This is a genomic window from Lactiplantibacillus sp. YT640, assembly GCF_049745435.1.
Taxonomy (GTDB): Bacteria; Bacillota; Bacilli; order Lactobacillales; family Lactobacillaceae; genus Lactiplantibacillus; species Lactiplantibacillus plantarum.
This window is the reverse complement of the sequence record NZ_JBMNVY010000014.1, coordinates 1-26,027: the sequence shown is the minus strand read 5'-3', so window position 1 is coordinate 26,027 and position 26,027 is coordinate 1. Positions and strand designations below refer to the sequence as shown.

At 44.8% G+C, this 26,027-nt stretch carries 25 protein-coding genes and 2 pseudogenes; 15 read left to right on the top strand and 12 right to left on the bottom strand.

What is annotated here, in order from left to right:
• Positions 1-149: 149 nt before the first annotated feature.
• On the top strand, positions 150-1,271 hold the full coding sequence (locus ACOV1R_RS09855) for an NAD(P)-dependent alcohol dehydrogenase (protein WP_003642307.1): 1,122 nt from the start codon (positions 150-152) through the stop codon (positions 1,269-1,271).
• A gap of 1,069 nt (positions 1,272-2,340) precedes the next feature.
• On the opposite strand, the gene ACOV1R_RS09850 is transcribed toward ACOV1R_RS09855, so the two are convergent.
• Both ACOV1R_RS09850 and ACOV1R_RS09845 read right to left on the bottom strand, forming a co-directional pair.
• Entirely contained in the window at positions 2,341-3,513 is a 1,173-nt protein-coding gene (locus ACOV1R_RS09850) for an iron-containing alcohol dehydrogenase (protein ID WP_003644879.1), read from the bottom strand.
• 295 nt (positions 3,514-3,808) lie between these two features.
• Positions 3,809-4,204, bottom strand: coding sequence for a transglycosylase (locus ACOV1R_RS09845; RefSeq protein ID WP_003642303.1), 396 nt, complete (start codon positions 4,202-4,204; stop codon positions 3,809-3,811).
• Positions 4,205-4,500: 296 nt separating this feature from the next.
• Between ACOV1R_RS09845 and yjeM the strand changes: the two genes are divergently transcribed.
• From yjeM to ACOV1R_RS09820, 5 genes and pseudogenes are all read left to right on the top strand, one after another.
• Positions 4,501-5,985 carry a glutamate/gamma-aminobutyrate family transporter YjeM gene (yjeM, locus tag ACOV1R_RS09840; protein WP_015380914.1) on the top strand — a complete coding sequence of 495 codons (1,485 nt, stop codon included), beginning with the start codon at positions 4,501-4,503 and terminating at the stop codon, positions 5,983-5,985.
• Between the two features lie 126 nt (positions 5,986-6,111).
• The gene (locus ACOV1R_RS09835) at positions 6,112-6,933 is read left to right on the top strand and encodes a helix-turn-helix domain-containing protein (protein ID WP_015825933.1); all 822 of its coding nucleotides are present in this window, start codon (positions 6,112-6,114) and stop codon (positions 6,931-6,933) included.
• A 156-nt stretch (positions 6,934-7,089) separates the two neighbouring features.
• A pseudogene (locus ACOV1R_RS09830) lies at positions 7,090-7,516 on the top strand (SRPBCC family protein).
• Positions 7,506-7,643, top strand: a complete 138-nt coding sequence (locus ACOV1R_RS09825) for a hypothetical protein (protein ID WP_003642299.1) — start codon at positions 7,506-7,508, stop codon at positions 7,641-7,643. The pseudogene ACOV1R_RS09830 and the gene ACOV1R_RS09825 overlap by 11 nt, the downstream one beginning before the upstream one ends.
• A gap of 126 nt (positions 7,644-7,769) precedes the next feature.
• Positions 7,770-8,660 (top strand): SDR family oxidoreductase, encoded by an 891-nt coding sequence (locus tag ACOV1R_RS09820; protein ID WP_003644885.1) that lies wholly within the window; start codon positions 7,770-7,772, stop codon positions 8,658-8,660.
• Between the two features lie 91 nt (positions 8,661-8,751).
• On the opposite strand, the gene ACOV1R_RS09815 is transcribed toward ACOV1R_RS09820, so the two are convergent.
• Positions 8,752-9,951 carry an amidohydrolase gene (locus ACOV1R_RS09815; RefSeq protein WP_128484960.1) on the bottom strand — a complete coding sequence of 400 codons (1,200 nt, stop codon included), beginning with the start codon at positions 9,949-9,951 and terminating at the stop codon, positions 8,752-8,754.
• Between the two features lie 366 nt (positions 9,952-10,317).
• Between ACOV1R_RS09815 and ACOV1R_RS09810 the strand changes: the two genes are divergently transcribed.
• From ACOV1R_RS09810 to ACOV1R_RS09800, 3 genes and pseudogenes are all read left to right on the top strand, one after another.
• Positions 10,318-12,042, top strand: a complete 1,725-nt coding sequence (locus tag ACOV1R_RS09810; RefSeq protein WP_027822837.1) for an ABC transporter ATP-binding protein — start codon at positions 10,318-10,320, stop codon at positions 12,040-12,042.
• Positions 12,035-13,817: pseudogene (locus ACOV1R_RS09805) on the top strand (ABC transporter ATP-binding protein). Before ACOV1R_RS09810 ends, ACOV1R_RS09805 begins: the two are co-directional and overlap by 8 nt.
• A 21-nt stretch (positions 13,818-13,838) precedes the next feature.
• Positions 13,839-15,029, top strand: coding sequence for an AbrB/MazE/SpoVT family DNA-binding domain-containing protein (locus ACOV1R_RS09800; RefSeq protein ID WP_003642293.1), 1,191 nt, complete (start codon positions 13,839-13,841; stop codon positions 15,027-15,029).
• A gap of 163 nt (positions 15,030-15,192) precedes the next feature.
• On the opposite strand, the gene ACOV1R_RS09795 is transcribed toward ACOV1R_RS09800, so the two are convergent.
• From ACOV1R_RS09795 to ACOV1R_RS09755, 9 genes are read right to left on the bottom strand one after another with little or no spacing between them, the layout of a single operon-like run.
• Positions 15,193-15,849, bottom strand: coding sequence for an NAD(P)H-binding protein (locus tag ACOV1R_RS09795; RefSeq protein ID WP_015380908.1), 657 nt, complete (start codon positions 15,847-15,849; stop codon positions 15,193-15,195).
• A gap of 16 nt (positions 15,850-15,865) precedes the next feature.
• Positions 15,866-16,621: an SDR family NAD(P)-dependent oxidoreductase gene (locus tag ACOV1R_RS09790; protein ID WP_015380907.1), complete on the bottom strand. Its 756-nt coding sequence runs from the start codon at positions 16,619-16,621 to the stop codon at positions 15,866-15,868.
• A gap of 16 nt (positions 16,622-16,637) precedes the next feature.
• The gene (locus ACOV1R_RS09785) at positions 16,638-16,991 is read right to left on the bottom strand and encodes a cyclophilin-like fold protein (protein ID WP_003642289.1); all 354 of its coding nucleotides are present in this window, start codon (positions 16,989-16,991) and stop codon (positions 16,638-16,640) included.
• A gap of 13 nt (positions 16,992-17,004) precedes the next feature.
• Positions 17,005-17,415, bottom strand: coding sequence for a cupin domain-containing protein (locus ACOV1R_RS09780; protein ID WP_003642288.1), 411 nt, complete (start codon positions 17,413-17,415; stop codon positions 17,005-17,007).
• A gap of 25 nt (positions 17,416-17,440) precedes the next feature.
• On the bottom strand, positions 17,441-17,935 hold the full coding sequence (locus tag ACOV1R_RS09775) for a YbhB/YbcL family Raf kinase inhibitor-like protein (protein WP_015380906.1): 495 nt from the start codon (positions 17,933-17,935) through the stop codon (positions 17,441-17,443).
• Positions 17,936-17,947: 12 nt separating this feature from the next.
• Positions 17,948-18,586, bottom strand: a complete 639-nt coding sequence (locus ACOV1R_RS09770) for an SDR family oxidoreductase (RefSeq protein ID WP_003642286.1) — start codon at positions 18,584-18,586, stop codon at positions 17,948-17,950.
• A gap of 16 nt (positions 18,587-18,602) precedes the next feature.
• Positions 18,603-20,009 (bottom strand): hypothetical protein, encoded by a 1,407-nt coding sequence (locus ACOV1R_RS09765; RefSeq protein ID WP_003642285.1) that lies wholly within the window; start codon positions 20,007-20,009, stop codon positions 18,603-18,605.
• Positions 20,010-20,056: 47 nt separating this feature from the next.
• On the bottom strand, positions 20,057-20,800 hold the full coding sequence (locus tag ACOV1R_RS09760; protein WP_003642284.1) for an SDR family oxidoreductase: 744 nt from the start codon (positions 20,798-20,800) through the stop codon (positions 20,057-20,059).
• Between the two features lie 16 nt (positions 20,801-20,816).
• Positions 20,817-21,236 (bottom strand): membrane protein, encoded by a 420-nt coding sequence (locus tag ACOV1R_RS09755; RefSeq protein WP_003643370.1) that lies wholly within the window; start codon positions 21,234-21,236, stop codon positions 20,817-20,819.
• A gap of 137 nt (positions 21,237-21,373) precedes the next feature.
• On the opposite strand from ACOV1R_RS09755, the gene ACOV1R_RS09750 reads away from it, so the two are divergent.
• From ACOV1R_RS09750 to ACOV1R_RS09725, 6 genes are all read left to right on the top strand, one after another.
• A complete protein-coding gene (locus ACOV1R_RS09750) occupies positions 21,374-22,285 on the top strand; it encodes a LysR family transcriptional regulator (RefSeq protein WP_027822841.1) in 912 nt (303 codons plus the stop codon).
• Between the two features lie 341 nt (positions 22,286-22,626).
• Entirely contained in the window at positions 22,627-23,196 is a 570-nt protein-coding gene (locus ACOV1R_RS09745) for a TetR/AcrR family transcriptional regulator (protein WP_027822842.1), read from the top strand.
• A gap of 103 nt (positions 23,197-23,299) precedes the next feature.
• Entirely contained in the window at positions 23,300-24,208 is a 909-nt protein-coding gene (locus ACOV1R_RS09740) for an alpha/beta hydrolase (RefSeq protein WP_027822843.1), read from the top strand.
• A 44-nt stretch (positions 24,209-24,252) separates the two neighbouring features.
• On the top strand, positions 24,253-24,981 hold the full coding sequence (locus ACOV1R_RS09735; protein WP_015380899.1) for an SDR family NAD(P)-dependent oxidoreductase: 729 nt from the start codon (positions 24,253-24,255) through the stop codon (positions 24,979-24,981).
• A gap of 25 nt (positions 24,982-25,006) precedes the next feature.
• Positions 25,007-25,456, top strand: coding sequence for a flavodoxin family protein (locus tag ACOV1R_RS09730; RefSeq protein ID WP_027822845.1), 450 nt, complete (start codon positions 25,007-25,009; stop codon positions 25,454-25,456).
• Positions 25,457-25,718: 262 nt separating this feature from the next.
• Positions 25,719-26,027 (top strand): transposase (locus ACOV1R_RS09725; RefSeq protein ID WP_424743822.1); only part of this gene is annotated, 309 nt, incomplete at its 3' end.

Sequence of the window (26,027 nt, the reverse complement as noted above, 5' to 3'; positions counted from 1 at the left end):
ATATCGTTAGTGTAAAATTAGAAGAATGCCCATTTAACGGAGATAAGTGTGGTGTTAAATGCTTTTGTAAGCGCTTGAATCAAATTGTGTATTGTGTAACAATATTAATTGTAAGCGGTTTACATACTATTTGAAACGAGGGTTTGAACATGAAAATTAAAGCAGCAGTGGTTGATAAAGTAAACGATCCATTTGTCATTAAAGATGATATTGAATTAGCTGAAATGAAAGCAACTGATTTACAAATCAAAATGGTTGCGACTGGAATTTGCCATTCTGATGAAGCAATTCGGCGGGGTGATGCGTCGTTAGGTTATCCAGTAATTTTAGGACACGAAGGTTCTGGAATCGTCGAAAAGGTCGGTTCAGAAGTAACTAATTTTGAAGTGGGCGACCATGTTATTCTATCATTTTACGCTGACGGAACATGTGATAACTGTCTGAAAGGCATGCCAACTAAATGTCGGAATTATGCCGACTATAACTTGAGTGGGACTCGTCCCGATGGTTCCGACCATTTCCAAGAAAACGGGCACCATATCAGTGATATGTTCGACCAATCTTCCTTCACGACTCATACGGTAGTTGACCAACGTAATGCGGTTAAAGTACCAAAAGAACTAGATTTACGTCGCTTGGGACCTTTAGGCTGCGGCTATGTCACCGGAAGTGGCACTGTTTTGAACAGTTTACAGCCGCGCCCAGGACAAACAATTGCAGTCTTTGGGACTGGTGCGGTTGGTTTAGCGGCAATGATGGCTGGTAAGATTTCTGGCTGTACCGAAGTGATTGCGGTCGACATTGTTGATTCACGGCTAGAACTCGCCAAAGAATTAGGTGCTACTCACGCCATTAACAGTAAGGAAGAAGATCCAGTTGAAGCAATCAAGAAGTTGACGCATGGTTACGGGGTCGACTTTGCCGTTGATACGACTGGGGTAGAACCAGTTATGGTTTCTGCAATCCACGCACTTGCTCAAGGTGGGACTGCTGCTTTGATTGCCGTTACGGCCAAAAATATCACCATTAGCTCATGGAACGATTTGTGTGTTGATGATAAGAAAGTCATTGGTGTTAACATGGGTGATGCCATCCCTGGCGTTGATATTCCACGGTTAATCGATTTCTATCAACATGGCATGTTCCCATTTGAAAAGACCGAAAAGTTCTATAAGTTTGAGGATATTAATCAAGCTAATGCTGATTCAGGTAGCGGCAAGACCATCAAACCTGTCTTGATCATTGATGAAGATTATCAACCGGGGAAATAGCTGCCGGCTGGGTGCCATCAGTTTATGATGAATAACTTCTAAAACGGCGATGTCAAAAGTTGATTTTGACATCGCCGCTTTTTGTGTTAAACACAAGCCGCTTGGACGGCTTGCATAATTTGTGATTAAAACGTGCCGATTCTTAAATTCAAAAACAACCAGTTATGGACCGCTGGGAAAAGTTCGACTCAGCGTAAACTTGTTTAGTTAGTTCGTCCTACACCGACCTCCAGGCATTTCTGCCAATTGCCGGAACGTGGTGGGCACAGATTTAAGCCGAAGCCCACGTCTCAAATACTGGCCTTTCACTAACCAAGCAAAGGACGCTTGCTAAGTGAAATTTCACCACTGGGCATTGGCCGAAACGCCTTCCAGTCGGGACAGTGTTCGAATGGCGGACATGTGCGTACCCAACTTTTGGTGAATTCGTCATTGTTTTTCATAAACCATAATTTTGTCAATCAACTGTCAGGGTGAAAATGATATTGAGATAGCTCACTAATCCTGAATTGGTGTAGTAAGATTTAAGCTCTTGACAGAGGGCTTAATACACCTAACGCTTTGTTTAAAGTTCCAGTATCAAATAGCGAACAACAAATTGTACCGAGTTCGGTGGTCGTTCATTAGCCATTTGAGCGGCTTCCCGAAACGTGTTCGGGGCCACTAAAGCCTGTGCTTGCTACGCCAACGGACTAATGCCAAAACAGCATTAATCCGTTGGCCAGGCAATGCTCGGCTTCAACTCGTGGCCCCTCACCCAGCCCCGGAGGTCGGAATAGGACGCGCACCGGCTGACGAATAACAATCTAAACTTGGCACGTTTTAATCACAAATCAGGACAAATTAATTTGCACAATGCGTGTTCTGATAGATATTCTTATCTGTGTTTGTCGGTTTATTGTTGCGGTGTTTATTTTGAATAGCGCGTCCAAACGTGGGGTGCATGGCATTGCCGAGTAACGATTCGAGTTGTAGAGAGGTCCCAATCAAATAATCGGTTCAAGAATTTACTATGAATTCTTGAACCGATTATTTGCTGTGAATGATTTAGTTAACTTTGAATGGGGGATTACTTGGCATCATATGCGGCTTGGAAAATCTTGATGATGTCTTCTTTAGTGCCTTTGCGTGGGTTAGAGAAGGCGTTACCGTCTTTAAGCGCATTAGTCGCCATGTGTTCGAAGTCCTCGATCTTGGCGCCAATTTCCTTGATGGAATGCGGAATGCCAACGTCTTCGCTGAGTTGTTTCATCGCTTTGATAGCTAATTCGGCAGCATCACGAGTCGATAAGCCATCAGTGTTTTCGCCCATAATTTTGGCGAGCTCGGCGAAACGTTCGGGGCACGCGATTAGATTATATTCTTCAACGTAGGGTAAGAGCAGCGCGCAGCAGACACCGTGGGGTGCGTCATATTGGCCGCCGAGCTGGTGGGCCATGGCGTGCACGTAACCTAGATTGGCGTTGTTAAAGGCCATGCCGGCTAACATTTCAGCTTCGACCATGTGTGTCCGGGCTTCTAGGTTATGCCCATTGGCGACGGCTTCGCGTAATGATGTTTCGATTAATTTGATGGCCTGGATGCACTGTGAATCGGTAATCGGATTGTGATCGACAGAAACAAAGGGTTCGATAGCCTGGACAAAAGCATCCATGCCAGTTGCGGCCGTGAGTCCCTTAGGAACATCTAGCATGAGAGTGGGATCGTTAAAGGACACGAGTGGCATGTTACGCCATGAAGCAACGACGAACTTATAATGCGTTTCTTCATTCGTAATGACACAGTGACGGGTCAATTCAGAACCAGTCCCAGCGGTAGTGTTGACCGCAATCAGTGGTGGTAGGGCATTCTTGAGTGTTTCGATTCCTGCTAACTTAGTGATATCGTCGCCGTTAGTCATGATGATGCCGGCACCTTTTCCGGTATCGTGGGCAGAACCACCGCCAATAGTAATCAGGGAGTCCGCTTGATTGGCTTGATATAAGGCTTTAACAGCTTGAATGTTATGAATTTTAGGGTTGGGTTCAACTTGATTATAAATTACGTAGTCAATCCCGGCAGCATCCAGTGACCGCCGCACCTGAGCAACGGCGCCGTCTGGCAGACTTTCAAGAAATTTGTCGGTGACGATGACTGGCTTGTGCATACCAAGAGTTTTGGCACGCTCGCCGATTTTACTAATGACACCAGGACCGAAAAAGTTAACGCTAGGCATTAAGAAATCAAAATTACGTTCAGTCATATTAATAACCTCTTTTTATATTGTAATCGCTATCATTACTAATTTACGAATCAAATTATAGTCGTAATAATTACAATTTGCAATACTTTTTGGCTAATTAATTATATTTTTCACAATATCGTTTAGAAAAGGTGCGGCAATCACGGCATACCTGTTGTAACCAAGTGTTAAATGACGGTGAACTATAGTCCTCATGCTATTTGATATTACTGCCTACAAAAAGACGACTAATTACAAAGATTCACAATCTTAGTAATTAGTCGTCTTTTTAGTGTGATCCAATAGAAAAATTGGGTTAGTACCAGTGATGATGTTGCCAGAACCGTTTGGCCTTGACCCAGGAGCCGTAGCGCGAGGCGACGTAGGTATTAGCACGTTTTTCCTGATTGACGGGTGACAAGTTGCCGTGTAAGTATGAGCGCAACAATTGATAGCGACCGTAGCAGCGGCCATTACGAGCTGTATAACTGTATCCAGATTCACGATAGGCGATCCAATTTTTGGCAGCGCGGTTGGCTTTCGAAAGCTTGGCGTTGATCTTGGCAATTTGCTGGGCTTGGCTAAGCTTCTTGGAGGCCTGGGCGGTGATTGTGGTTTGTGGTCCAAGACTAGTAGTCACGTTAACGACAACCCCGAAGACACAACTAGCCAAAACTAATAGCAACATGGTTTTAAAGTTAAATTTTTTCATGATATGTATAACCCCGTTTTATATTTTCCCTAAGCTGATAAGTGTAGAATACGCCAATTATGTGTCAGCTATGTTAAAGAAAAGTTACTATGTTATTAAATGAACGTTTCCGTTATGAAATAGTTTTTGTCAATAACTGTTGCGGCAATTGTTTAGATGAATAATTGCGCTGACTATCACATGAAAAAATCATAATATTGTTAGGAAAACTAAAGCGCTTTATTGCCTTCGTTCGGTAATCTTAAATTGGAATAGCTTTACAAAAGTATTAAAGGAGTAAGTGAGGGAGTGCAATAATGGCAACAAAAGATAATGAAAAGATTACATTGATGGCGCTAGTCATGATGATCTTTACGACCGTTTTCGGATTTGCCAATAGTACGGTGGCCTATTATTTAATGGGTTACAGCTCGATTCTATTTTACCTAGTCGCAGCCGTACTGTTCTTCATCCCGTTCGCGCTAATGATGGCGGAGTTCGGGGCAGCGGTTAAGTCTGATAGTAGCGGGATGTACAAGTGGCTGGAAGTGAGTGTGAATGCGAAATTTGCGTTCGTGGGCACGTTCATGTGGTTTGCGTCGTACATTATTTGGTTAGTCTCAACGTCAGCTAAAGTCTGGATTCCGTTTACGACCATCTTCTTTGGGAGCGATCAAACGCAGCGCTTTGCGATGTTTGGTCTGAATGCGACGCAGATGATTGGGATTTTGTCCTGTCTATGGATGGTGCTAGTGACGTTCGTTTCCATCAAAGGGATGAAAGGCATTGTGCGGGTCACGAGTTTAGGCGGCCTGGCGGTGACCAGTTTGACTGCAATCCTGTTAGTGGTTTCGGGGGTCGTTTTAGCCTTGAATCACGGACAATTCGCACAACCGTTACAACATGTGATGACGTCACCAAATCCAAGTTATCAGCATCCAGTCGGGTTACTCGGGTTTGCCGTTTTCGCCATTTTTGCTTACGGTGGGCTAGAAGTTCTCGGTGGGATGGTTGATAAGACCAAGAACCCCGAAAAGACCTTCCCACGCGGAATTATTATTTCTGCCATCGTCATTACCTTAGGCTATGGCCTGGGAATCTTCTGCTGGGGGATTAGTACGAACTGGCAAGCCGTTTTGTCGAATCCAACGACTAACCTCGGTAATATTAGTTATGTCATGATGCAAAACTTGGGCTATGTTTTAGGGCAAGCGCTTGGTTTGAGTACAGCGGCCGCTAAGACAATGGGACTGTGGTTTGCACGGTACACCGGCTTAGGGATGTTCCTCGCTTACAGTGGGGCGTTCTTCACCTTAACTTATTCACCATTGAAGACGCTTATCTTGGGAACACCTAAGGAACTGTGGCCGAAGAAATTTACGAAGCTCAACAAAGCTGGTATGCCAAGTTATGCCATGATGGTTCAATGTGCCATCGTGATTGTGATCATCTTGGTGGCGTCCTTTGCAACGGCAGACGCGTCAGCCTTTTACAATGTGTTGACCTTAATGGCGAACGTTTCGATGACGTTACCATACCTCTTCTTGCTATACGCGTTTCCGAAGTTTAAGGAAAACCAGAACATTGTTAAGCCTTTTGAAGTGTACAAGTCATTGGCTTGGACGAAAATTATTAGTTGGGTCGTGTTCATTGTCGTCTTAGGCGCGAATGTCTTCACGTTGATCCAGCCAATCTTGGAAACTGGGCAGATTCAAAATACGATTTGGATGCTAGTTGGACCAATTGTCTTCGGTGTGGCCGGGATTATTTGGTATCAAGTTCGAGAACGGCATGTCAATTAAATAACCAATTTCAAAATACCATTCGATTGCTGACTGATAAAACAGCATTGAATGGTATTTTTTAAGTGCCTTAATATGGGAAATTTAGTACACTCATTAGCAAAAGCTATCTAGGGGGGAATGGTCATGACATTGGGAACTGCGTTAAAGCAGGCACGCAAAGCCAAGCAACTCAATCAAAAGCAAGCTGCCCGGGGAATTTGTGCACAATCGATGCTGTCAGCAATTGAAAATGATCGCTACGTGCCGAATGCCCGGCTATTACTGGCGCTGTGTCAGCGATTAGGGGTCGCGGTTAGTACGTTGAGCCTAGCCGACGATTTTGAGATCAGTGCCGAGCAAGCGTTTAATGACCGCGTTCGGCAGATGTGCAATGCCCATCAGTATCAGCAATTGAAGGATTGGCTATTACAGCCAACCACTTTGGAACATGTTCAAACGGATGAGCAGACTCAGGCTTACTATTATTATCTGGGTGTCGCCTGTTGGCAGGTTGATCGCACATCGGATGCTGCACAACAAAATTTACGGCTGGCAATTGGTATGGCTGCTCCCAGCTCGCCGCCGACAACGTTGACACGCTTGGCCTTGATTTCGTTAGCCGTCGTTAAGGCGCACCACCATCCTCAAGCCCCAGTCGCGGCCTTAGTCACCCGGGCACTCGCTGACATTGATGCGAGTGCATATGAAGAAAATGCCAACATTGTTTTTTACCTTGCTGGGTTGGTGGCCTATGAACAACATGATTCCCAGTTGGCGGTGGCCCGTTTGACGCAGGGGTTGGCCTTTGCGACTACACACGATTCACACTACATGCTGGCTAATATTTATCAGTTGATGGCGCAACTCGCAATGGCGGCGGGGGAGACTGCCACGGCGCAGGTTGCCAGTCAACGGTCACAAGTTTTCAAAGACCTGTTTAAAGAACAAATTAACGACCGCCTGTAAATTATCAGTATTCTGATTTTATGTTGGCGTCCCCACCGTGTATTTTATAATCACCAACTAAATACATGTGCACTTGATCTAACGGTCCGTTATTGATTTGGAGTGGTTGGCCGTAATAACGATGACCGGGTCAGGATGAACATTGGGGGTTATAAAATGACAACAGCATTATTTACCAATCAAGTATTAACACAGGCAACTCCAGCAACGGTGCGAGCATTGCTAGCAGATCCGCTGAACTTACCAGCATGGGCGACTGCCATTACCACGGTCAAGCCAACCGCGACGGGGTACGTGTTACAGCGGTCCGGTTCGGCTTTTGATCAGCCGGAACAGTTGCAGGTTACAGTCGGCGCTGACCAGGTCGTTTATCACAGTGAGGGGGGGCCAATTGGGATATGAAATTGTGTTCACCATGACGCCATTGGCCGAGCGAACTGCGGTCCAGGAAGAAGTCTCCCTTACGACTACACCGCCGAGCTGGCTACCGTTGCCACTAGTGAAGCCCGTCATGCAACGAGACTTTCAGCGGAAGTTGGGTCAATTGGCAACATTAGCGGAGGAACAGCCGAATGACGATTAATGATGGGATGACGTTAATAAAAGTGTTAGTGACGTGGTGGTCTGTCAGTTGGTTATTACGGGCCACTTTGATCGGCGTTGTTGGAATAATTGCCTATCGTTTTTTGAAGCAGCGTCAATTTAAGTGAGTTAAGACGATGACAGCTTTTATGCCTAATATCTAATCGTAACTATTATTATTTAGTGTGCGTTTAACTATCATCCGAAAACTAATTCCGGTATTCTATGGGTATTCTTTTGAAGGAGGAAATCTCATGAATCAACCAGAATTACGTGACCCACGCTATTTATATAAGACTGATGGCTTTGATAAGCAGGATCAGGAGACGCCCGCACTACAAGCTAAGATGCGTCCTGAACCTGATTGTGGTGAGAAGAGTTACCAAGGACATGATAAGTTGTTGAATCGACGCGTTTTGATCACGGGTGGTGATTCGGGAATTGGCCGGGCTACCGCGATTGCTTTTGCGCGGGAAGGTGCTGATGTTGCGATTCAGTACTTGCCGGGAGAGGAGCCGGATGCTGAGGCGGTTGCCGAACTAGTGCGCGCTGCGGGCCGTCAAGCGTTATTATTACCTTGTGATTTCAAGGATGTTGACGTTGTGACCGACCTCGTGGACCGGACAATCGCTGAATTTGGTGGTATCGACACCCTTGTCCTAAATGCGGGGCAACAGATTTCACAACCTTCACTGGCTAAGCTGCCGATCGAACAGGTGCGTGCGACCTTCGAAGTGAATATCGTCGCGATGTTTGCGTTGGCTCAGGCGGCCTTGCCAAAGATGCCCGCTGGCGGTAGCATCGTCACCACGACTTCGATTCAAGCCTATGCGCCGAGTGGTCATCTATTAGATTATGCTGCGACTAAGGCGGCCATCAAGAACTTTACGATTAATTTAGCAGCCGAAGCGGCCGAAAAGGGGATTCGGGTCAATGGCGTTGCTCCCGGGCCAATCTGGACGCCCTTACAACTAGATCAAGGCCAGCCAATCGAGGCGCTACCGAAATTTGGCCAAGACACCTTGCTCAAACGAGCGGGACAACCCGCAGAACTGGCACCAGTGTACGTCTTTTTAGCTTCTAACGACGCGAGCTATGTGACCGCGCAAATTTATGGCGTGACTGGTGGCGGCGTGATTAATTAGGTGTTCACTGCAAGTTAATTCCTGATTGGCTTGAATAAATCATAAGTGGCTACCTTGGATGGATACATTCAAGGTAGCCACTTTAGTGTGTTTAATGATCTGATGAGGCGTTCATTAAGTAATCCAGCGCTGCCGTTCCCACCGCTTTGGCTGCAATTAGTAAACAGTCTTCATTCATCATAAAATCAGGGCTGTGGTGCGGGTGGGACTCACCCGGAGCTGGTTGACAGCCGGCATAGATAAAGGTGCTGGGTTTGGCTTGTGCAAAATAGGCGAAGTCCTCCGAGGGGTCTTGGGGGCCGCAGTCGAATATTTTAGTAATTTCTGGAATCTGAGCAGCTTGAATACTGGTGATGACGCGCTGTGTCAGGGTTGCATCATTCATGAGTACCGGATAATTATCATCGTAATCAAGCGCAGCTTGGACACCGAAAGTCGCCCCGACACCGTTCGCAATTTTAATAATCTGGTCACGGATTGTCTGGCGCGTGGTTTCGTCCATAATCCGTACATCGCCCTTGAGGGTGACTTGCGCTTTGATCGCATTGAAGGAACCGACGCCGTCGAATGAGCCGATGGTGACACTGCCGGTATCAAATGGGTCAATCCAGCGGGAAATAACGGTTTGTAAGGCGGTTACAAAGTAACTTCCAGCAACGATTGCATCGTTTGAGAGGTGGGGCATCGAGGCGTGCCCACCTTTACCCGTGAAGGTGATCGTAAAATTAGCCCGCCCGGTCTGCGTCGCATTTAAGTGATAGGCAATCGAGCCCGTCGGCATGGTACTCATCACATGCAGCCCAATGACGTTATCGATGCCGTCTAGGACGCCAGCAGCCAACATACCCTTAGCACCACCCGGTGACACTTCTTCAGCGGGTTGGTGGATAATGCGGACGCGACCACGTAGCTGATTTTTCAGCCCGAGTAAGGTCTTCGCCAGTACCATGAGATAAGCAGTATGACCATCGTGGCCACAGGCGTGCATGACATTGGCGTTTTGCGATTTAAATGATAAGTGGTTGTCTTCTTGAATCGCGAGGGCGTCAAAATCAGCGCGTAATGCTAACTGAGGTCCAGGGTGACCGCTATCGATGTCGACGACGAAGCCGTACCCATCACCATAAGCGGTGGTTGAGACGCCCAGTTCACGATAGAACGCTTTGATGTAGGCTGCGGTTTGTTCTTCATGAAATGAAATCTCGGGGTGGGCGTGTAAGTGGCGACGAATCTTGATCATTTCCGGCTCCGCCGCCGTGAGTTGTTGCATGAGTTGTGCTTGAAGGGTCATTAGAATCTTCCTTTCTGATTGTTAGTCAGGTGCTATCGTTAGTGTATCATCAAATAAGAAGATTAGTGGCAATCACGCAATGAGTTAGATCAATAAATTATGGGGCGTGAGGTGTATTAGGAACATTGATTATTACTAGAAGTTGGGACCCCTTATTTAATATTAATTCTTATTATAAAGTCTGCGATAACTGAATGACGTTATTAGGTGGGATATAACCGAACATCGTATTCATTATTTCTCGCACATATACTGAATTATTATCATCGTAATCTGATTTTGCAAAAGATATGATATATTGATTGTCCTGACTGTTAATTTCAGGTACCCTAAACAGGAGACCACAATTATGAGGAGGAACGATTGATGAAGATTTTGATGCCATATTTTAAGCGGTATCGACTAGACGTCTGGATTGCGATGCTGTCGGTCATCGTCTTAGTGTTTGCGACGTTATGGCAACCGCGATTATTGCAAGTCATTATGGAAGCCATTATCAAGAATGATCAGGCTACGGTATTCCGTGAAGGGCTGATGTTGCTTGGTTTGGCCGTACTGGGAATCATTGGTGGGATCGTGAATACGATATACGCAGCCCGGGTGGCCCTTGGTGTGGCGACCGACTTGCGAGCTGACCTATACGCTAAGGTCCAGTCATTAGCCTACGCTGACGTGGAAAAATTTTCACCGTCCAACTTAGTGGTACGAATGACGAACGATATTAATCAAGTCCAACAGATTGTGATGGCTGGCTTTCAGCAGATTACCCGGATTCCATTACTATTCATCGGGGCACTGATTCTCGCTGTGATGACGATGCCTGAGCAGTGGTGGGTCATTGTTGTCATGATGGCGGTAATCTTAGGGGTCGCACTGATTGCGGTGCGGCGAATGACTAAATACTTTGCACAAACGCAACAAGATATTGAAAACGTCAATACGGTTGCCCGCGAAAACTTAATGGGGATTCGGGTTGTTAAATCGTTTGTTCAAGAACCAAACGAGATCAAAAAGTTTTCGGCCACATCCGATGAATTAACCGCTGTGACCGCTAAAATTGGGTACTGGTTCGCTATTCTAATGCCAGCGTTCTTTTTGACGGCCAACGTGGCGGTCGGGGTTGCCGTTTACTTGGTCGGTCAAACGATTACGACGCACCCGGCCTATTTAGCAGCTATTACGAGTTTTATTTCTTATTTAATGCAGATTTTATTTGCCGTGATCAACGGGGGATTTCTCATGACTTTTGCGTCGCGGGCCGTCATCTCACTTGGTCGAATCGGCGAAGTGATGACTACCGAACCAAGTATGACCTACGTTGATGGCGACGCGGCGCCCGTAGCTGGTGATATTCACTTTGACCACGTAACCTTCACTTATCCGGGAGATGCGCAGCCAACGCTAAAAGATGTGACCTTTACGGTAAAAGCAGGGTCCATGCTGGGAATCGTTGGGGCCACTGGATCTGGTAAGACGACGTTGGCCCAGCTGATTGCGCGCTTGTATGATCCGGATAGTGGGACGGTCTCCATCGGTGGAATTGATGTGCGGGCCTTACCAGAAAAAGCCCTTCGATCCACGGTGGCCTATGTCTTACAACGGTCCACGTTATTTTCTGGCACGATTGCGGGTAACTTACGGCAAGTTAAGCCGGACGCCCAGCCTAGTCACATGCAATGGGCGGCTAATATTGCGCAGTCTGCGGAATTCATTGAACGGTTGCCACAGACGTACGATGCCCCCGTGGAAGAACGGTCACAGAACTTTTCGGGTGGTCAGAAGCAGCGACTAGCGATTACGCGTGGCGTAATTGCCAATCCAGAAATCTTGATTTTAGATGATGCGACTTCGGCACTCGATGCGCGTTCAGAAAAACTTGTTCAAGAAGCTTTGGATCGCGAGTTGAAGTCAACGACGACCGTGGTCATTGCCGAAAAAATTGCTTCAATTATTCGTGCGGATCAAATCTTAGTGTTAGATAATGGTCGCATTTCGGGCCAGGGGACTCACCACGAATTGCTTCAAGATAGTGCGATTTATCGCGCTATTTACCAAACGCAAAAAGCACGGGAGGAGGGCTTACATGAGTGATTTACGCAATGCTGGTAAATATTACTGGCACTATTTAAAACGCTACTGGTTAGGCTTCTTACTAAGTGTGATTCTGATTGCCCTTTCGACTTGGTGCATTGTGGTCGCACCGACTTATCTGGGACGAGCCGTGGAGGAGCTGACGCAGTACTTGCAGCAGTGGACGAATCAAGCGACTCGGGCACAAGCAAGCTTGCAACCGTTCAACCGGACCCTGATCATCTACGTCTTGTTGTATGTCGGTGATGCTAGCACGATTTTTATTGCGAGCTTGATCTTAGCACGCGTGACGGCCTTTTCGACCGGGACAATGCGGGTAGGCCTATTTCGGAAGATGCAACGGATGAAGGTTCAATACTTTGATACGCATAGTGACGGGGATATTCTGGCTCGGTTCACCTCTGACCTAGATAATATTTTTAATGCCATGAATCAAGCCTTGCTAGAAAATTTTATTAGCCGTGGCTCAGTTTGTTGGCCTGCTAATTGTGATGTTTAATCAAAACACTACGATGGCGTGGGTGACGATGGCTTCTACGCCGGTTGCATTAATTATCGCGGCGTTTGTCATGCACAAGGCTGGCGTCGCGGTGAACCAACAACAGGATGATATCGGTCAACTGAATGGTTATATCAATGAACAAATTACCGGTCAAAAAGTCTTGATTACCAACGGCTTACAGCAGGACTCCTTGAAAGGCTTTCATCAGTATAATGGTAAGGTTCGCCAGTCAGCGTTGACGGGTCAAATCTGGTCAGGTATTTTGAATCCACTGATGCAAGGGATGTCACTGCTTAACACGGCAATTGTCATCTTCTTTGGCTCATGGTTAGCGCTGAATGGGAGTATGTCGACTGGAGCAGCTTTGGCGCTGGTCGTGGTGTTCGTTAACTACGCCCAACAGTACTACCAGCCAATTATGTCATTGACTAGTTTATATAGTATGATTCAGTTAGCGATTACTGGTGCACGGCGGGTCGATGAAGTCCGTAATCAACCGGATGAAGTGAGCCCCGCTAACGGTCAAGCGCTCGACGGGATTCATGATGAATTACTGATTGATAATGTGCGCTTTAGTTACTTACCAGGTAAAGAAATCTTGCATGGCGTGTCGATCCATGTGCACCGCGGTGAGATGGTGGCACTCGTTGGCCCAACTGGTTCGGGGAAAACGACGGTCATGAATTTGTTGAATCGCTTCTATGATGTTGATAGTGGTGCGATTACGTTTGATGGGGTGAATATTCAAGACTTTGATCTCCAGGTGCTACGGCAAAATGTCGGGATTGTCTTACAGGAACCCCAGTTGTTTACGGGCACGATTGCGGATAATATTCGTTACGGGGACCCAACGGCTAGTATGGATCGGGTCATCGATGCGGCGAAGCAGGCTAATATTCATGACTTTGTGATGAGCCTGCCAGATGGCTATCAGACGCGCGTTTCCGACGAACAGAGTATTTTTTCTGCCGGTCAAAAGCAGTTGATGTCAATTGCCCGGACGATTTTAACAAATCCCAAGTTGCTGATTTTGGATGAAGCGACTTCGAACGTTGATACGGTGACGGAAGCCAATATTCAAGCCGCAATGGACAACGTCATCCAAGGGCGAACCAGCTTTGTCATTGCTCACCGCTTGAAAACAATCCTGAATGCCGATAAAATCGTTGTATTGAAGGATGGTCAAATTATTGAACAGGGGAACCACCATGATTTATTAGCGGCAAACGGCTTCTATGCGGAACTGTATCGTAATCAGATGGTCTTTGAGTAATGAAAGTATAAGGAGTCGGACATGGCAGGGCAAGAGCAACAAGTGCGGGTTTCAATCCCAGTCTCAGCATTAAAACGAGCCGGGATTGATCGCGATGATCAGTTACAGTTAAAGGTGCGCAATGACGCACTAGTCTTAGAGAAGATTAAGCCACGTCAACCACAGTGGCAGCAATACTTGATAATCTGGCCGCTGTTGGTTGCAATCCTATCGGGGTTAGCCAGTTACGGGTACTGGTGGTTTCAAAAAGTGCGACCAGTTCCACTGACAGGTGCGCAATCAATCGGGAGTTTGACGATTGTGGCCGGTGTGGTTACCGGCGCAGTGCTATTTGTCGGCTTTTTCTTAAAAACGCGTAATGATCCAGAAAATCGATTTTCGCGCCATATTTATTGGCGGAACTTTCCAGTTATTACGATTGCGTTTATTATGATCTTAGCCTTTGCGCTGGTCGGGGCTTTCTGGGTATTAGAATTATTATTTCCAGATGTCATCTTCGATCGCTTTACATCTATGTTGCTACTGGTCTTGTTTACGTATTTTGCGGATGCGTTCATGATTAGCGCTGCGTTGACGATAAATGCGCGGTCGTTATCAACGATTTTAACGGTGGTGATTGTCAGTGGCTGTGTTATCTCAATGGCCGCCAATGGTCAACGGCGATGGTGGCAGCATAATTTAAGCTTTTTAGGGACGCATGCCGCTGAAAATGCCTGGCAATTCAACTTGACACTGATTTTTTCGGCGTTATTGATGGTCGTTCTGATTGACTATCTATTTGTTTCACTTAGTCGAATTTATCCGCGTACTTGGCGAACGTCAACCTTGCGGATATTGTTGACGTTGACCGCTGTCGATTTCGGGGCGGTCGGGCTATTTCCTAACAACCTGACGTTTCACTGGTTACATGACTTAGTTGCTGGTGGCTTGGTCACGTTGTTAGTCTTGTTGATTGTGGGGGTGCGGTGGCTATTACCAGCCGTGACGAAAGATTTTCTGTGGCTCTCATACGGCGTTGGCGTGGTGCTATTACTACTCAACTTTGGTTTTCGCTGGTTTGGGTATCCATCGCTGACGGCATTTGAGATTCAAGCCTTTGCGATTTCGTTTGGCTGGTTGCTGATGCTATTTTCACGTCTACAAGCGTTAGTCAATGAAGACCCGGAATTGTTGACGATTAAGTTGGAGCAGGAAAGTACGGCAGGGCAATAAGTGCCACGTTGTTTTGAAACGGTGGCTGAGTATATTAATAATAATTGAATCAGATAAAACTGGCTGCTAGACACGGTTTAAAGTGTCTAGCAGCCAGTTTTATTAATTATGGATGATTGTTGAAGCGGGTTAGGTGTAATTGATTACTTTTAAATGTTCACATTTAGCGATGCTGAGCCATCAATTTGACTTGTGGCAACATGTTATCAGTGCCCGGTTGAGAAATACCAAGGCTGGTATTTTCGTATGCTGTTGGCTCAGCAATAATCTTCATGATTAAATCAGCAATACTAGCGCGTGAAATCATGGTTCCTTTGAAGCGTTCACCTTTGTAAGTCAGTTCATAGTCAATTTTGGTATCGTCGGTCATATAGGCCGCACGAATAATTGTAGCAGGAATATCCGATGATTCAATTATTCTGGCCGCATGTCGCGTATCGTTTTTAGCAGCGTGACCGACTACCTGTTCGACCCAAGCGCCAAATGGATTAGGGGTTTCGTGGTAGAGTCCGGATCCTGTGACCCAAATAAGATGGGGCACATGATTGCGATTCATTGACGTGATAATGGTCTGTGCCAATAATGCCATATTCCCGGCTAGATTTGCATAGACGATATCCTGATTAGGCATAACAGTGTCTAGTAGCTGTGAATCACTGACATCACCTTGAATAACCGTTTCTCGTTCTGGTGAAGTGACTAGTAGGCGCCCTGCATTTCTTAAGACTAGTGTCAACTGGACGTCAGTTTCGGCTAAGAGTCGTTGTTCCACAATCCGCGCAATTCGACCGTTAGCCCCTAAAATTAAAACCTTGGTCATTCTGATCCTCCTCGTATTAGTGAATAGTGTAACCACCGTCAACAGCGACGGCTTGACCAACCATGTAACTGGCAGCATCACTGCAAAGAAAGAGCACGACTTGAGCGACTTCTTCTGGTTTAGCTAAACGCCCCATGGGAATTTCGCGGACTAGGTCGTCCATCTCCTGTCGTTCAGTATCATCCATTCGGGCAACCATTGGTGTATCAATGATTCCTGGACACACGGCGTTGATCCGAACATTCCGGTCAGCGTATTCTAAGGCGCTACTCTTTGTCAGGCCTAAGACGCCGTGCTTTGAAGCGTGGTAGGCAGTTCGATCAGCAATACCAACGAGACCACCCATTGAAGAACAGTTTACGATTGCGGCTGGTGTTCCCTGAGCACGCATCTGTCGTAATTCGTACTTCATACTGAGAAACATGCCTTTTAAGTTAGTATCCATGACATGATCATATTCTTCAACCGATAGATCGGCGGTATCGGTGACTGGACTTTGAATCCCAGCATCGTTATAAGCATAGTCGAGGTGCCCAAACTGAGCAACTGCGAATTTCACCATTCCGGCGACGTCTTTGGGATCAGCGACGTTACACTTGAATGAAACGGCTGAGTAGCCATGATCGACTAGCTGTTGGGCTTCGTCTTTAGGTTCATGATGGCCAGCTAAAATGACGTGAGCACCTGCTTTGGCGAATAGAGTGGCAGCACTCAGGCCGATTCCCGTGCGTGCACCTGTAACAATAACGACTTTATCTGTAAAATTGAACATGACTTTCTCTCCTTAATTAATCTTCTTCAAACTGCATTTTAATATTTCTTGATGAACGGAATTGTTTCAAATCGCCAGCATTAATGTGACCAATTTTTTGAAGGTTACTAATCACTTCGCCAGTTTGCTCATAAAAAATCACTAAGCTGTGTCGCGGTGTCCAGTAGGCGATATCACCAACTGCATAGCCAGTAGTGTGTGCCTCGTTAGCAGGGAGTGCCTGCTGAAAACGATACGTCAATTCACGGTTATAAAGGTTGAGCATCGGCAGTGTTAGTGGTAGTTGTGAAAGTAACGCTGCGGTGGTGGCATTTTCTTCCAAATTTGCTGTGAAGTGGCGGTCGTTGGCTGTTATCTTCATTTTCTTCATTATCTAGTACCTCCTAAGCCAATGCGTTATATTCGTCATTACTAACGGGTGATAGCCATTCTGGTGTGCCTGCAGTGATGGCAATGTGACTGAACCAACTATCTTTAGTAGCACCGTGCCAGTGTTTGATACCGTCATGGGTGATCACCACATCACCAGGATGTAATCGCTGTGCCGGTTGCCCGGCTTCTTGGTACCAGCCTTCGCCACCAGTGACTAATAAGATTTGATAGCCATTGTGATGGATATGCCAGTTGTTACGGGCTCCGGGTTCAAAGCTGACGTTGCTGACAGTTACGTTGACTTGCTCGTCTTTCACTAGAGCGTTGTGGTAACTTTTACCGGTAAAGTATTGTTGAAAAGCAACGTTTAAATCTCCCATTGCAAAAATGCCGTGTTGGACGCTATTTTCATTATTGTTCATTGTTAAAAACACCTTTCATTTAAAATTAATTGTGGGCTAAAATTTGAAGCTCGGCTTTTGTTAGTACGTTTCCCACTAGTTGTTCACGGAAGTCGTTGTAATAGAAGCGGTTATTCAACGGCAAGTTGTGCTTGAGTGCAAATACGGATAGTGTATATCGATGAGGCTGATCAGGTGGATTCGGTCCGGCATAGTGATCGGCGAAATACGAATCGTTTAACTGATAAAAGCGTGACATCCATGAGTTTTGACCTTGGGGGCCCTCAAAATTACGACTGAAATCGGCTGGGATTTCTGCCATGACAGGAATATTGGTCGCGAGCCAGTGAATGAACGGAAAACCCGTTCGTGGGACGGCGTCGTAATCAATGAGCGAAATAGCAAACGCAGTCGTTATTGCAGGAATTGATTTGATTTCAATTGGAAACGATAGAATCGGTTGGCCTGAGTGTTTGACGTTCGCGTTACTGGTATAGATTAGTGGTAAAAAGCCATCGTCTAAATCAACTTTAATTTGCATTAAACCGACCTCCTAGTAAAAACCAGGTTTGTTCCAAGCAGTATTGGGTTCAGCGACGCCAATGCTACTTCGCTGATATAATTGGGGATTGTGAATAATTTCAGTAATCAGGTCAGCAACGGCTTGGCGTGTCACCTGCGTATCTTTGAATGGCATCCCCTGAGGAATGACCTTGTAGTCCGTATGCTGGTCATTATTATATAGCCAGGCCATTCTTAAAAATGTATAGTTCAGTCCACTATTATCAATCACGGCAGCAGCTCGCTTGATTTCAGTATAATCACCCATCATTTGGGCATTCCAAATACCAAATTTACCAGCGACTTCATCGTAAATGCCTAAACCACCTGCGACAATTAGGCGCTCGACACCATTTTGCTTCATCGCATCGACAACATTTTGATTGGCGGTGGTGAAATGCCCCGTTGCCAAGTAAACGATATCTTGACCCGCGATTGCCGCCGTAAGATCAGCGGAATTATTCCAATTGCCGTTCGTGAGGGTAACCTGCGATTGGGCGGCGTACTGATGAAGCCGTCGAGTAGCTTGACGAGCAAATAGTGTGAGTTCAACATCGTTTTTTGCAAGTAGGCGTGGAATTAAATATTTTGAAATGTTACTGGTAGCACCTAATAAAATAACTTTTTTCATTGTAAGAACCTCTCTTTTAAAAAATAAGACTTAATAAAGTTGCTACGCCCAAACTAAGTACGAGGAAGATGAGGCAAAATTGCCAATTCCAACGTACCGAGACAGTTGCTGAGCTGACATGTAACAGGGTCGCGACAATCATGACGATACCTGCAAACGGTGATAACATGTATGCAACGACGCTTCCGATATTCAGACTCAATGCGATTAATAGTGGTGAAAGGGCAATGTGCATGGTCATAATAATCTTGCCAATTAGTGCTACTGATGCTAGTGGGTGAATGCCAATTAGGGAAACCAATACGACAATAATGGGAATTAAAACGATCAATAACCAGCCAAGGTGAGCAAAGCTTGGTGCTAACGCGTGGGTTAGTTCGCTACTGATAGTGGAATGTTGAAAACCGTACGTGAACGTACCGATTCCAACAAAGAACGGCGCAAGCGCTGCACCGCTTGCAATTCCGTGTTGCCAATAATCAAGGCTAGCTTTTTTTAGTGCAAATTTGAAGGCTGTTTGGCCCGTAGTCGGCTTGAGCCCTAATGCCGTGACCCAAATCAGGACAATTAGTAAACCGGAAAGTGTAACAGCGTTCATTGAACTTACGACTTTGCTTTCCATTAAAACAAAGCTGAGTATTAGTAGGGCAATAACGGCCGCCACTAAACTGACAAGTGATGCGTGTTCGGTAAAACGAGTCTGCTGCTTAGTATTGGTTGTCACGGGCTGAATCCGCATATACGGTTGGTTATATTCCATCAAATACGCTAGCAATAATCCTAACAGGCCTAAAATCAGGCATGGTATGAATAATTGGGTCCACCCGACTTTAGTAACGGTACTGATTAGAAAGATTGTTGCTGCTCCAGGTGCCCATAATGTGCCGAGCGTAAATCCACGGGTTACGGCTGTTGCCGAAAAACGGGTGGCGTCTTTGACTTGGCGCTTGATACTGTCGCCTAGAATTGATAGGACAATGGCAACGGTCCCCATGGAGAGAATACTTGATAGTAGGTGCGTGACAATCATGACAAAGGTGAAGGTTTGTTTGGGGCCACGAATGTGCTTTTGCATGAATGCTTCGACAGTAGCTTGGTAGTTGCCAATGGTGACAGGGATTAAGAAAAGTTGCATAACAACTAGTAACACCACGATATCGACCATTGAAGTGATTGCCATGGCTAGACCGTTGATTGATAAACCCGTAGTACTTAGCAGTCCCAACCCAGCAATGAAAAAGATCAATGTCGCGACTTGAAAAGAGCGGCTTAAGCTTTGAATTCCGAGAATTGAGACCCCGATTGCAAGCACGGCATTTAATAGCGTCAAGTTGACGGGGACAATTAAGCTTAGTAACTGAATGATTATTAGGCTTAAAACTAGACTGTGATAAATCGTCGCTTTATTGATAGACCGTTCCATTCATGAATCGCTGCTTTCTAATATTGATCGTGGATTGTCGTCATCGATTAGCCTTGCTTTGTCGGGTAAATGGTAAATTCATTGACGTTGACGTCATCTGGTTGTGCAACTGCGAAGTCAACGACACGGGCCACTGCATCTGGGGTGATACCGACGGATGCATATAATTTATTCATACCTTGCTTAGCATTGGTATCGGTAATGGTGTGCAATAATTCAGTGTTGATAGCTGCCGGATAGAGGCTGGTGGTCCGAATATTGGTGTGTTCTTGAGCACTTTCCATGCGGATTACTTCCATTAAATTGCGTACTGCAAATTTAGTTGCACCATAGATGCCGGAACCAGCGAAACTCTTAAGCCCAGCTACTGAAGATGTCGTAATGATTTGACCATACTTTTGATTGGTGAAATCAGGCATTACTGCGGCGACACCGTTCAAAACACCTTTTAAGTTCACATCGATCATGGCATTCCATTCATCAGTTTTTAGTGCACTGATTGGTGAAGTCGGCATGATACCGGCATTATTGAAAATGACATCAATACCGCCAAATTCTCGCTTTGCTAAAGCAACTAACGCTGTTAAGTCTTCAGGCTTAGTCACGTCCGTTACGCGGTAAGTGGCTTGCCCACCTTGTTGCTGGATTTTATTGGCTAATTTCTGTAGGCGTTGTTCACGCCGTGCACCTAAAACAACTTTGGCACCATGGCTGGCTAACAATTTGGCACTTGCTTCGCCAATACCCGATGAGGCTCCTGTAATAACGATAACTTTGTTTTTTACTGACATATTTGTTTCCTCCTGATTAATTTTTTTGTTTATTTAAAATGTGATGGTAATTTAAGACGTCCATTGTGGAAAAATCATGACCGGAAAGCTGGATTTTTTCACCATAGGGTGATAGTGAAATTTGATTGTGCCCAATAATTTTCCAAGTACCGGAATAAATATTAGTGACGTGATGTTGGTTCTCCTTCCACTTGTGATCCGCAGTGAAAGTGATTTGTTGGTGAATATCTTTGTTGTGGTGATTGATCCAAACACCAACGACATCCGCTTCGGTCAGATGCGAGTTGTCCGAATGGGTAACACTTGTCTGTTGCTTGGTGGCTTGGTTAGACTTGTCGGTGGTTGGTGAGTGTTGCTGAACTGCATAGACGATGACGACAAGTGCAGCGACGGTAACAATAATTTGAAAAATAGTTTGCATAAACTTTTTGTTCAATTAATCATCTCGTTTCTGATGTGCTGTGCCTCAACTACAATGACTAGTATAGCCAGCAACGTGCCTCCTGAGAAGAATCCGTTAGTTAGCTTAGTATTAACTTTTAGTTTATACTAGAAGGCTAGGAGGTGACCGTTGTGGATTTTAATCAATTACAGACGTTTTTACGAGTTAGTGAGTATGGTAGTTTTACGAAGGCGGGGGAACAGAGTTTTATATCGGGTACTGCGGTGATGAAACAGATCAACCGGCTGGAAGCGGAGCTTAACCTAAAACTATTCGTCCGAACTGCGACCGGGGTCCAACTCACACCACAGGGTAAGAAGTTCCAACCGTATGTGCAACAGTTGCTCGATTTACTAAACACGGCCATTGAAGAGACGCGACGGGTCCGTTCAGACGATAAGCAACTGATTTTGTTGGGAACTTCCTTACTACATCCTGCTGATGCCTTCATGTCATTATGGAAAGAACTGGCACCAAAGATGCCTAAATTTCAGATTAGATTAGTTCAATTGCAGGAAGACTTGAATTCGAGAAATCGTGAGTATGCGATGCTTGGTCGGAGTAGTGATTTAATCGTTGGGACGTTCGATAGCACAACTTTGAAGCAGTCCTTTAGTGCGATACAGTTGGGAGCGTATCACTTTGGAATTGCTGTCCGTAGTGATAATCCATTAGCCCAGTTGGATGAAATCATGTACAGTGACCTTGCGCATCGTAAAGTTCTGATGGTGTCAACGGGAATTAGTGAGAAAAATGATCTGGTTCGGAGTGAAATGTTGGCGGCAGAACCTAGTATTCAGCCAATTGATACTAGCGGGCGTTATGACATCAATACGTTTAATGAGACCGTTGAGGAGAATATCGCAATGATTTCGCTTACGCCGTGGAAAAGAATTCATCCGAATTTAGTTACAGTACCGCTGAAAACGTCCGTAACAGTACCGTATGGTCTATTAAGCACCAAGTTCCCGGGTAAGAAGACGGCAGATTTTCTACATGAATTTACGAAGTTGGTCCCGACTGAAACGCAGAGCCACTCATAAAATGACATTAAAAAGGCAACTGTTCGTGGTCACGGTACGTGCTGGTGGACTTTTTGGGGTTTGAGTCTAATTTGAAACTTGCAATCATTTGTTAACGAATACTGGCATTCAACCTGAGTTAAATGTGGTCTGAAAAGAGCCCCATGGTATTGTTGAAGTACGTGAGTATTAAGTTTGCATTGACATATTGTAAAATGATTTTCTAGAAAGTTGTAGAAGTTTATATCTAAATCTTTTGAGCTACTCTCTAGATGCATGATTTGCAATTGCAATCAGAAATGATATAAAGTTTTTAAACTTTAGGCTTGACTATAAACGAATAGACGTTTATTATAAAAGACATGCGATACAAAGATAACAACAAAAAAGAAGCGATTTATCAAGCAACAATTCTGCTTTTAAATAGAGACGGCTTTTCATCAACCTCAATGTCAAAAATTGCTAAGCATGCTGGTGTTTCAGCTTCAACAATTTATATCTATTTTGAGAATAAAGATGATATGCTGAAGAAGTTATACTTGGATACTAAACAGAAAATGAGTACCCAAATGTTTTCTGACACGACAGATAGTGATGCAAAAACTGGTCTTGCCAAGGTTATTCGTAACTATATTGATTATATTGTGAATAATAAAGATGCTTTTCTCTTCTTGCAGCAATTTACGAATTCACCTTATATGAGTGAATTTGATGATCAGGAAGCAAGCAACTACTTTACGCCCATGTATCAAATAGTTAAAAGCGGCCGACAGGAGGGAACATTTAAAGATGTGGACAATGATATATTATTTGCCTATATTGAGCCGCCAATTACCGAATTAGCCAAGCGTTATTTTAGAGGAGAATCAAGTTTTACCGAGGAAAGAATTGAAGCCTTGATTAGGTTAGCCTGGAGTGCTATTAAAAAATAGCACTTTCATTTCGCTCCTATAGTGAACGGCTATTCGTTTATTATAGAGCTAAATTTCACAATCTTTTATTCGCATACTACTAAAAATGACTGGAGATATTATGATGCAAAAGAAAGTGACTTTTCAGAATAACGAACACGATATGGCTGGTATCTTATTCTTCCCAGATGACTTTGATGAAACTAAACAATATGCCGCCTTCCCAGTTGCATCGCCAGCTGGAGCTGTGAAGGAACAAATTGCAACTAACTACGGTTCAAGATTAGCTAAGTACGGCTTTATTGCCTTAGCCTTTGATACTTCACATCAAGGTGAAAGTGGCGGCAATCCTCGTCAATTAGAAGCACCTTATGAACGTGTAGAAGATATTAAGTGCGCTATCGATTATTTAACAACCTTGCCTTACGTTGATAATGAGCGGATTGGTCAGTTTGGCGTATGCGCTGGTGCCGGTTATTCGATGCACACAGCCATGACGGATCGTCGCATTAAGGCCGTTGCCGTTGCAAGTATGAGTGATCCAGCATCATGGATTCGTGACGGATTTGATGGTAAAAGTCCCGTTGATGCACAATTGGCACTACTAGAAGAGGCTTCAAACCAACGGACTCGTGAAGCTAATGGCGCTGACCCAATTTATGGCACCTTTGTTCCAGAAGAAGTCACTGAGGGTATGCCTAATACTTTGGAAGAGGCTCACGAATATTACCGGACGGCCCGTGGTCAACACCCACGTTCAACTAACCAAGTATCAATGATGTCAATTGACAAAATGACGGATTTCTCAACCTTCCTATTTGCTGATCGTTATTTGACGCAACCGATTTTGATGATCGCTGGTACTAATGCCGACACATTACGTTTCTCTGAAGACTTACTTAAAAAAGCGGCTTCAAAGAATAAGGAACTATTTACCATTGAAGGTGCCACTCACGTTGATTTGTATGACAAACCAGAATACGTTGACCAAGCAGTTGCAAAGGCTGCGGCCTTCTTTAAAGAAAACCTTTAATAAAAAGTAACCAACTCAAATGACGAAGAAAGGATTGGTTGATATTGACTGAATCAAATGGAAAAGTCGCTTTGATTACGGGCGCCGACCGTGGAATTGGATTTGAAACTGCCAAAGAATTAGGTGCCCAGGGCTACACGGTGTTAATCGGTAGTCGCAACTTAGAGCGTGGACAAAACGCAGTGGATAAACTAAAAGCAATGGATATTACTGCTGATACCCTTCAAATCGATGTTACTCAGCGCTATACGATTCAAAACGCAGCTGGTCAAATTAATAAGATGTACCATAAATTGGATGTATTAATTAACAATGCTGGCATTGCCATGGCGGACGACGTACTACCAAGTACCGTGAGTGAAGAGGTTCTGCGTAAAACATTTGATACCAACTTTTTTGGGAGTTTCGTAGTTACTCAAATTATGCTGCCATTGATCAGGAAGTCTGATGCTGGTCGAATTGTCAGCCTCTCCTCTTCGGTTGGTTCCTTAGAATGGCAAAGTCATCCTATTGAAGGTGCACCAATTAACCCGGCTTACGCTGCATCTAAGAACGGCGTCAATGCGTTGACGGTGATGTTTGCTCGCGAATTAGCCGATACTGATATTAAGGTAAACGTGGCTGATCCTGGGTGGACTGCCACGGACTTAAACGGATTTAATGCCCCACGTAGTGTCGCGGAAGGCGCAAAAATTGTGATTAAACTGGCAACTTTACCTGCAGATGGTCCTTCTGGTCTACTGATTAGTGAATCTGGGAAAGTCGCTTGGTAAGTCGTAATACAGTGAGGTGATCAAAGTGAACGCGCAGGTCGTTTATTTTTCAAATAGTGGTAATAATGAACGCTTAGCTAAAAAAATTGCTGCTTATTATACAATCACTGCAACACCAATCGTACCAGTTAACGCCTATCCGACTAGTTATGCTGCTTTAACTACGCAGGCAAAGCGTGAACGGTTTCGGCATGTTGAGGTTCCAATTAGGCCGCTTGAACTTAAAATGGATACCAGTATGTTAATTTTAGTATCGCCAATCTGGTATGCAGATTTACCTCGCCCGGTAGTTACTTTTTTGAAGCAACTTCAACGATCATATCAACGAGTTGTTTTTATCAGTGATAAATTTATGGTGGGGTTCGGTACTTGTGGACGAACTTTGCGCAAATATTTACCAGCTACAACGATAATTGAAAAGGTAGCAGCAAGTCGTGGCAACTTCTCTCCGATTATGGCAACCCTTGGAAAATAGTTTGAGAGGCTGTGACATAAGTCTCTAGAAACAAAACAGGTCTGGAAAAATCCGAAGATTTTTCCAGACCTGTTTTTGATATAATAGAAAATAAAAAAAGAGCATCGGTCGCACCCGATACTCTACGAAATTATCCTCGAAAGGACATTCCTAATATGCAAGATTATTATAACATGAATNTTTTGATATAATAGAAAATAAAAAAAGAGCATCGGTCGCACCCGATACTCTATGAAATTATCCTCGAAAGGACATTCCTAATATGCAAGATTATTATAACATGAATCAAACCACTTTGAGTATTGCCTTGGATTACCAACCAGAAGAGCATCATTCTGCTCGTTACATCAACCAGCTTGTTGAGAGTTTAAAACTAAAATATGATTACCAGTTTGGCCGTCCGCGGGAATATAACCTCGGTACCATGTTAAAACTGGTCCTTTTAGCGTACAGCTATGGCATTTTCAGCAGTCGTAAAATTGAACAGTTTGCCCGTGAAAACAAGCCAGCTGGGTGGTTAATTGCCGACCAAATTCCGTCCTACCGGACGATTTGTCGCTTTAGAATTTCT

Bases quoted from the DNA above. Each gene is read 5' to 3' on its own strand.
- ACOV1R_RS09855 (WP_003642307.1), top strand. From the start codon at position 150: ATGAAAATTAAAGCAGCAGTGGTTGATAAAGTAAACGATCCATTTGTC.
- ACOV1R_RS09850 (WP_003644879.1), bottom strand. From the start codon at position 3,513: ATGACTGAACGTAATTTTGATTTCTTAATGCCTAGCGTTAACTTTTTC.
- ACOV1R_RS09845 (WP_003642303.1), bottom strand. From the start codon at position 4,204: ATGAAAAAATTTAACTTTAAAACCATGTTGCTATTAGTTTTGGCTAGT.
- yjeM (WP_015380914.1), top strand. From the start codon at position 4,501: ATGGCAACAAAAGATAATGAAAAGATTACATTGATGGCGCTAGTCATG.
- ACOV1R_RS09835 (WP_015825933.1), top strand. From the start codon at position 6,112: ATGACATTGGGAACTGCGTTAAAGCAGGCACGCAAAGCCAAGCAACTC.
- ACOV1R_RS09825 (WP_003642299.1), top strand. From the start codon at position 7,506: ATGACGATTAATGATGGGATGACGTTAATAAAAGTGTTAGTGACGTGG.
- ACOV1R_RS09820 (WP_003644885.1), top strand. From the start codon at position 7,770: ATGAATCAACCAGAATTACGTGACCCACGCTATTTATATAAGACTGAT.
- ACOV1R_RS09815 (WP_128484960.1), bottom strand. From the start codon at position 9,951: ATGACCCTTCAAGCACAACTCATGCAACAACTCACGGCGGCGGAGCCG.
- ACOV1R_RS09810 (WP_027822837.1), top strand. From the start codon at position 10,318: ATGAAGATTTTGATGCCATATTTTAAGCGGTATCGACTAGACGTCTGG.
- ACOV1R_RS09800 (WP_003642293.1), top strand. From the start codon at position 13,839: ATGGCAGGGCAAGAGCAACAAGTGCGGGTTTCAATCCCAGTCTCAGCA.
- ACOV1R_RS09795 (WP_015380908.1), bottom strand. From the start codon at position 15,849: ATGACCAAGGTTTTAATTTTAGGGGCTAACGGTCGAATTGCGCGGATT.
- ACOV1R_RS09790 (WP_015380907.1), bottom strand. From the start codon at position 16,621: ATGTTCAATTTTACAGATAAAGTCGTTATTGTTACAGGTGCACGCACG.
- ACOV1R_RS09785 (WP_003642289.1), bottom strand. From the start codon at position 16,991: ATGAAGAAAATGAAGATAACAGCCAACGACCGCCACTTCACAGCAAAT.
- ACOV1R_RS09780 (WP_003642288.1), bottom strand. From the start codon at position 17,415: ATGAACAATAATGAAAATAGCGTCCAACACGGCATTTTTGCAATGGGA.
- ACOV1R_RS09775 (WP_015380906.1), bottom strand. From the start codon at position 17,935: ATGCAAATTAAAGTTGATTTAGACGATGGCTTTTTACCACTAATCTAT.
- ACOV1R_RS09770 (WP_003642286.1), bottom strand. From the start codon at position 18,586: ATGAAAAAAGTTATTTTATTAGGTGCTACCAGTAACATTTCAAAATAT.
- ACOV1R_RS09765 (WP_003642285.1), bottom strand. From the start codon at position 20,009: ATGGAACGGTCTATCAATAAAGCGACGATTTATCACAGTCTAGTTTTA.
- ACOV1R_RS09760 (WP_003642284.1), bottom strand. From the start codon at position 20,800: ATGTCAGTAAAAAACAAAGTTATCGTTATTACAGGAGCCTCATCGGGT.
- ACOV1R_RS09745 (WP_027822842.1), top strand. From the start codon at position 22,627: ATGCGATACAAAGATAACAACAAAAAAGAAGCGATTTATCAAGCAACA.
- ACOV1R_RS09740 (WP_027822843.1), top strand. From the start codon at position 23,300: ATGCAAAAGAAAGTGACTTTTCAGAATAACGAACACGATATGGCTGGT.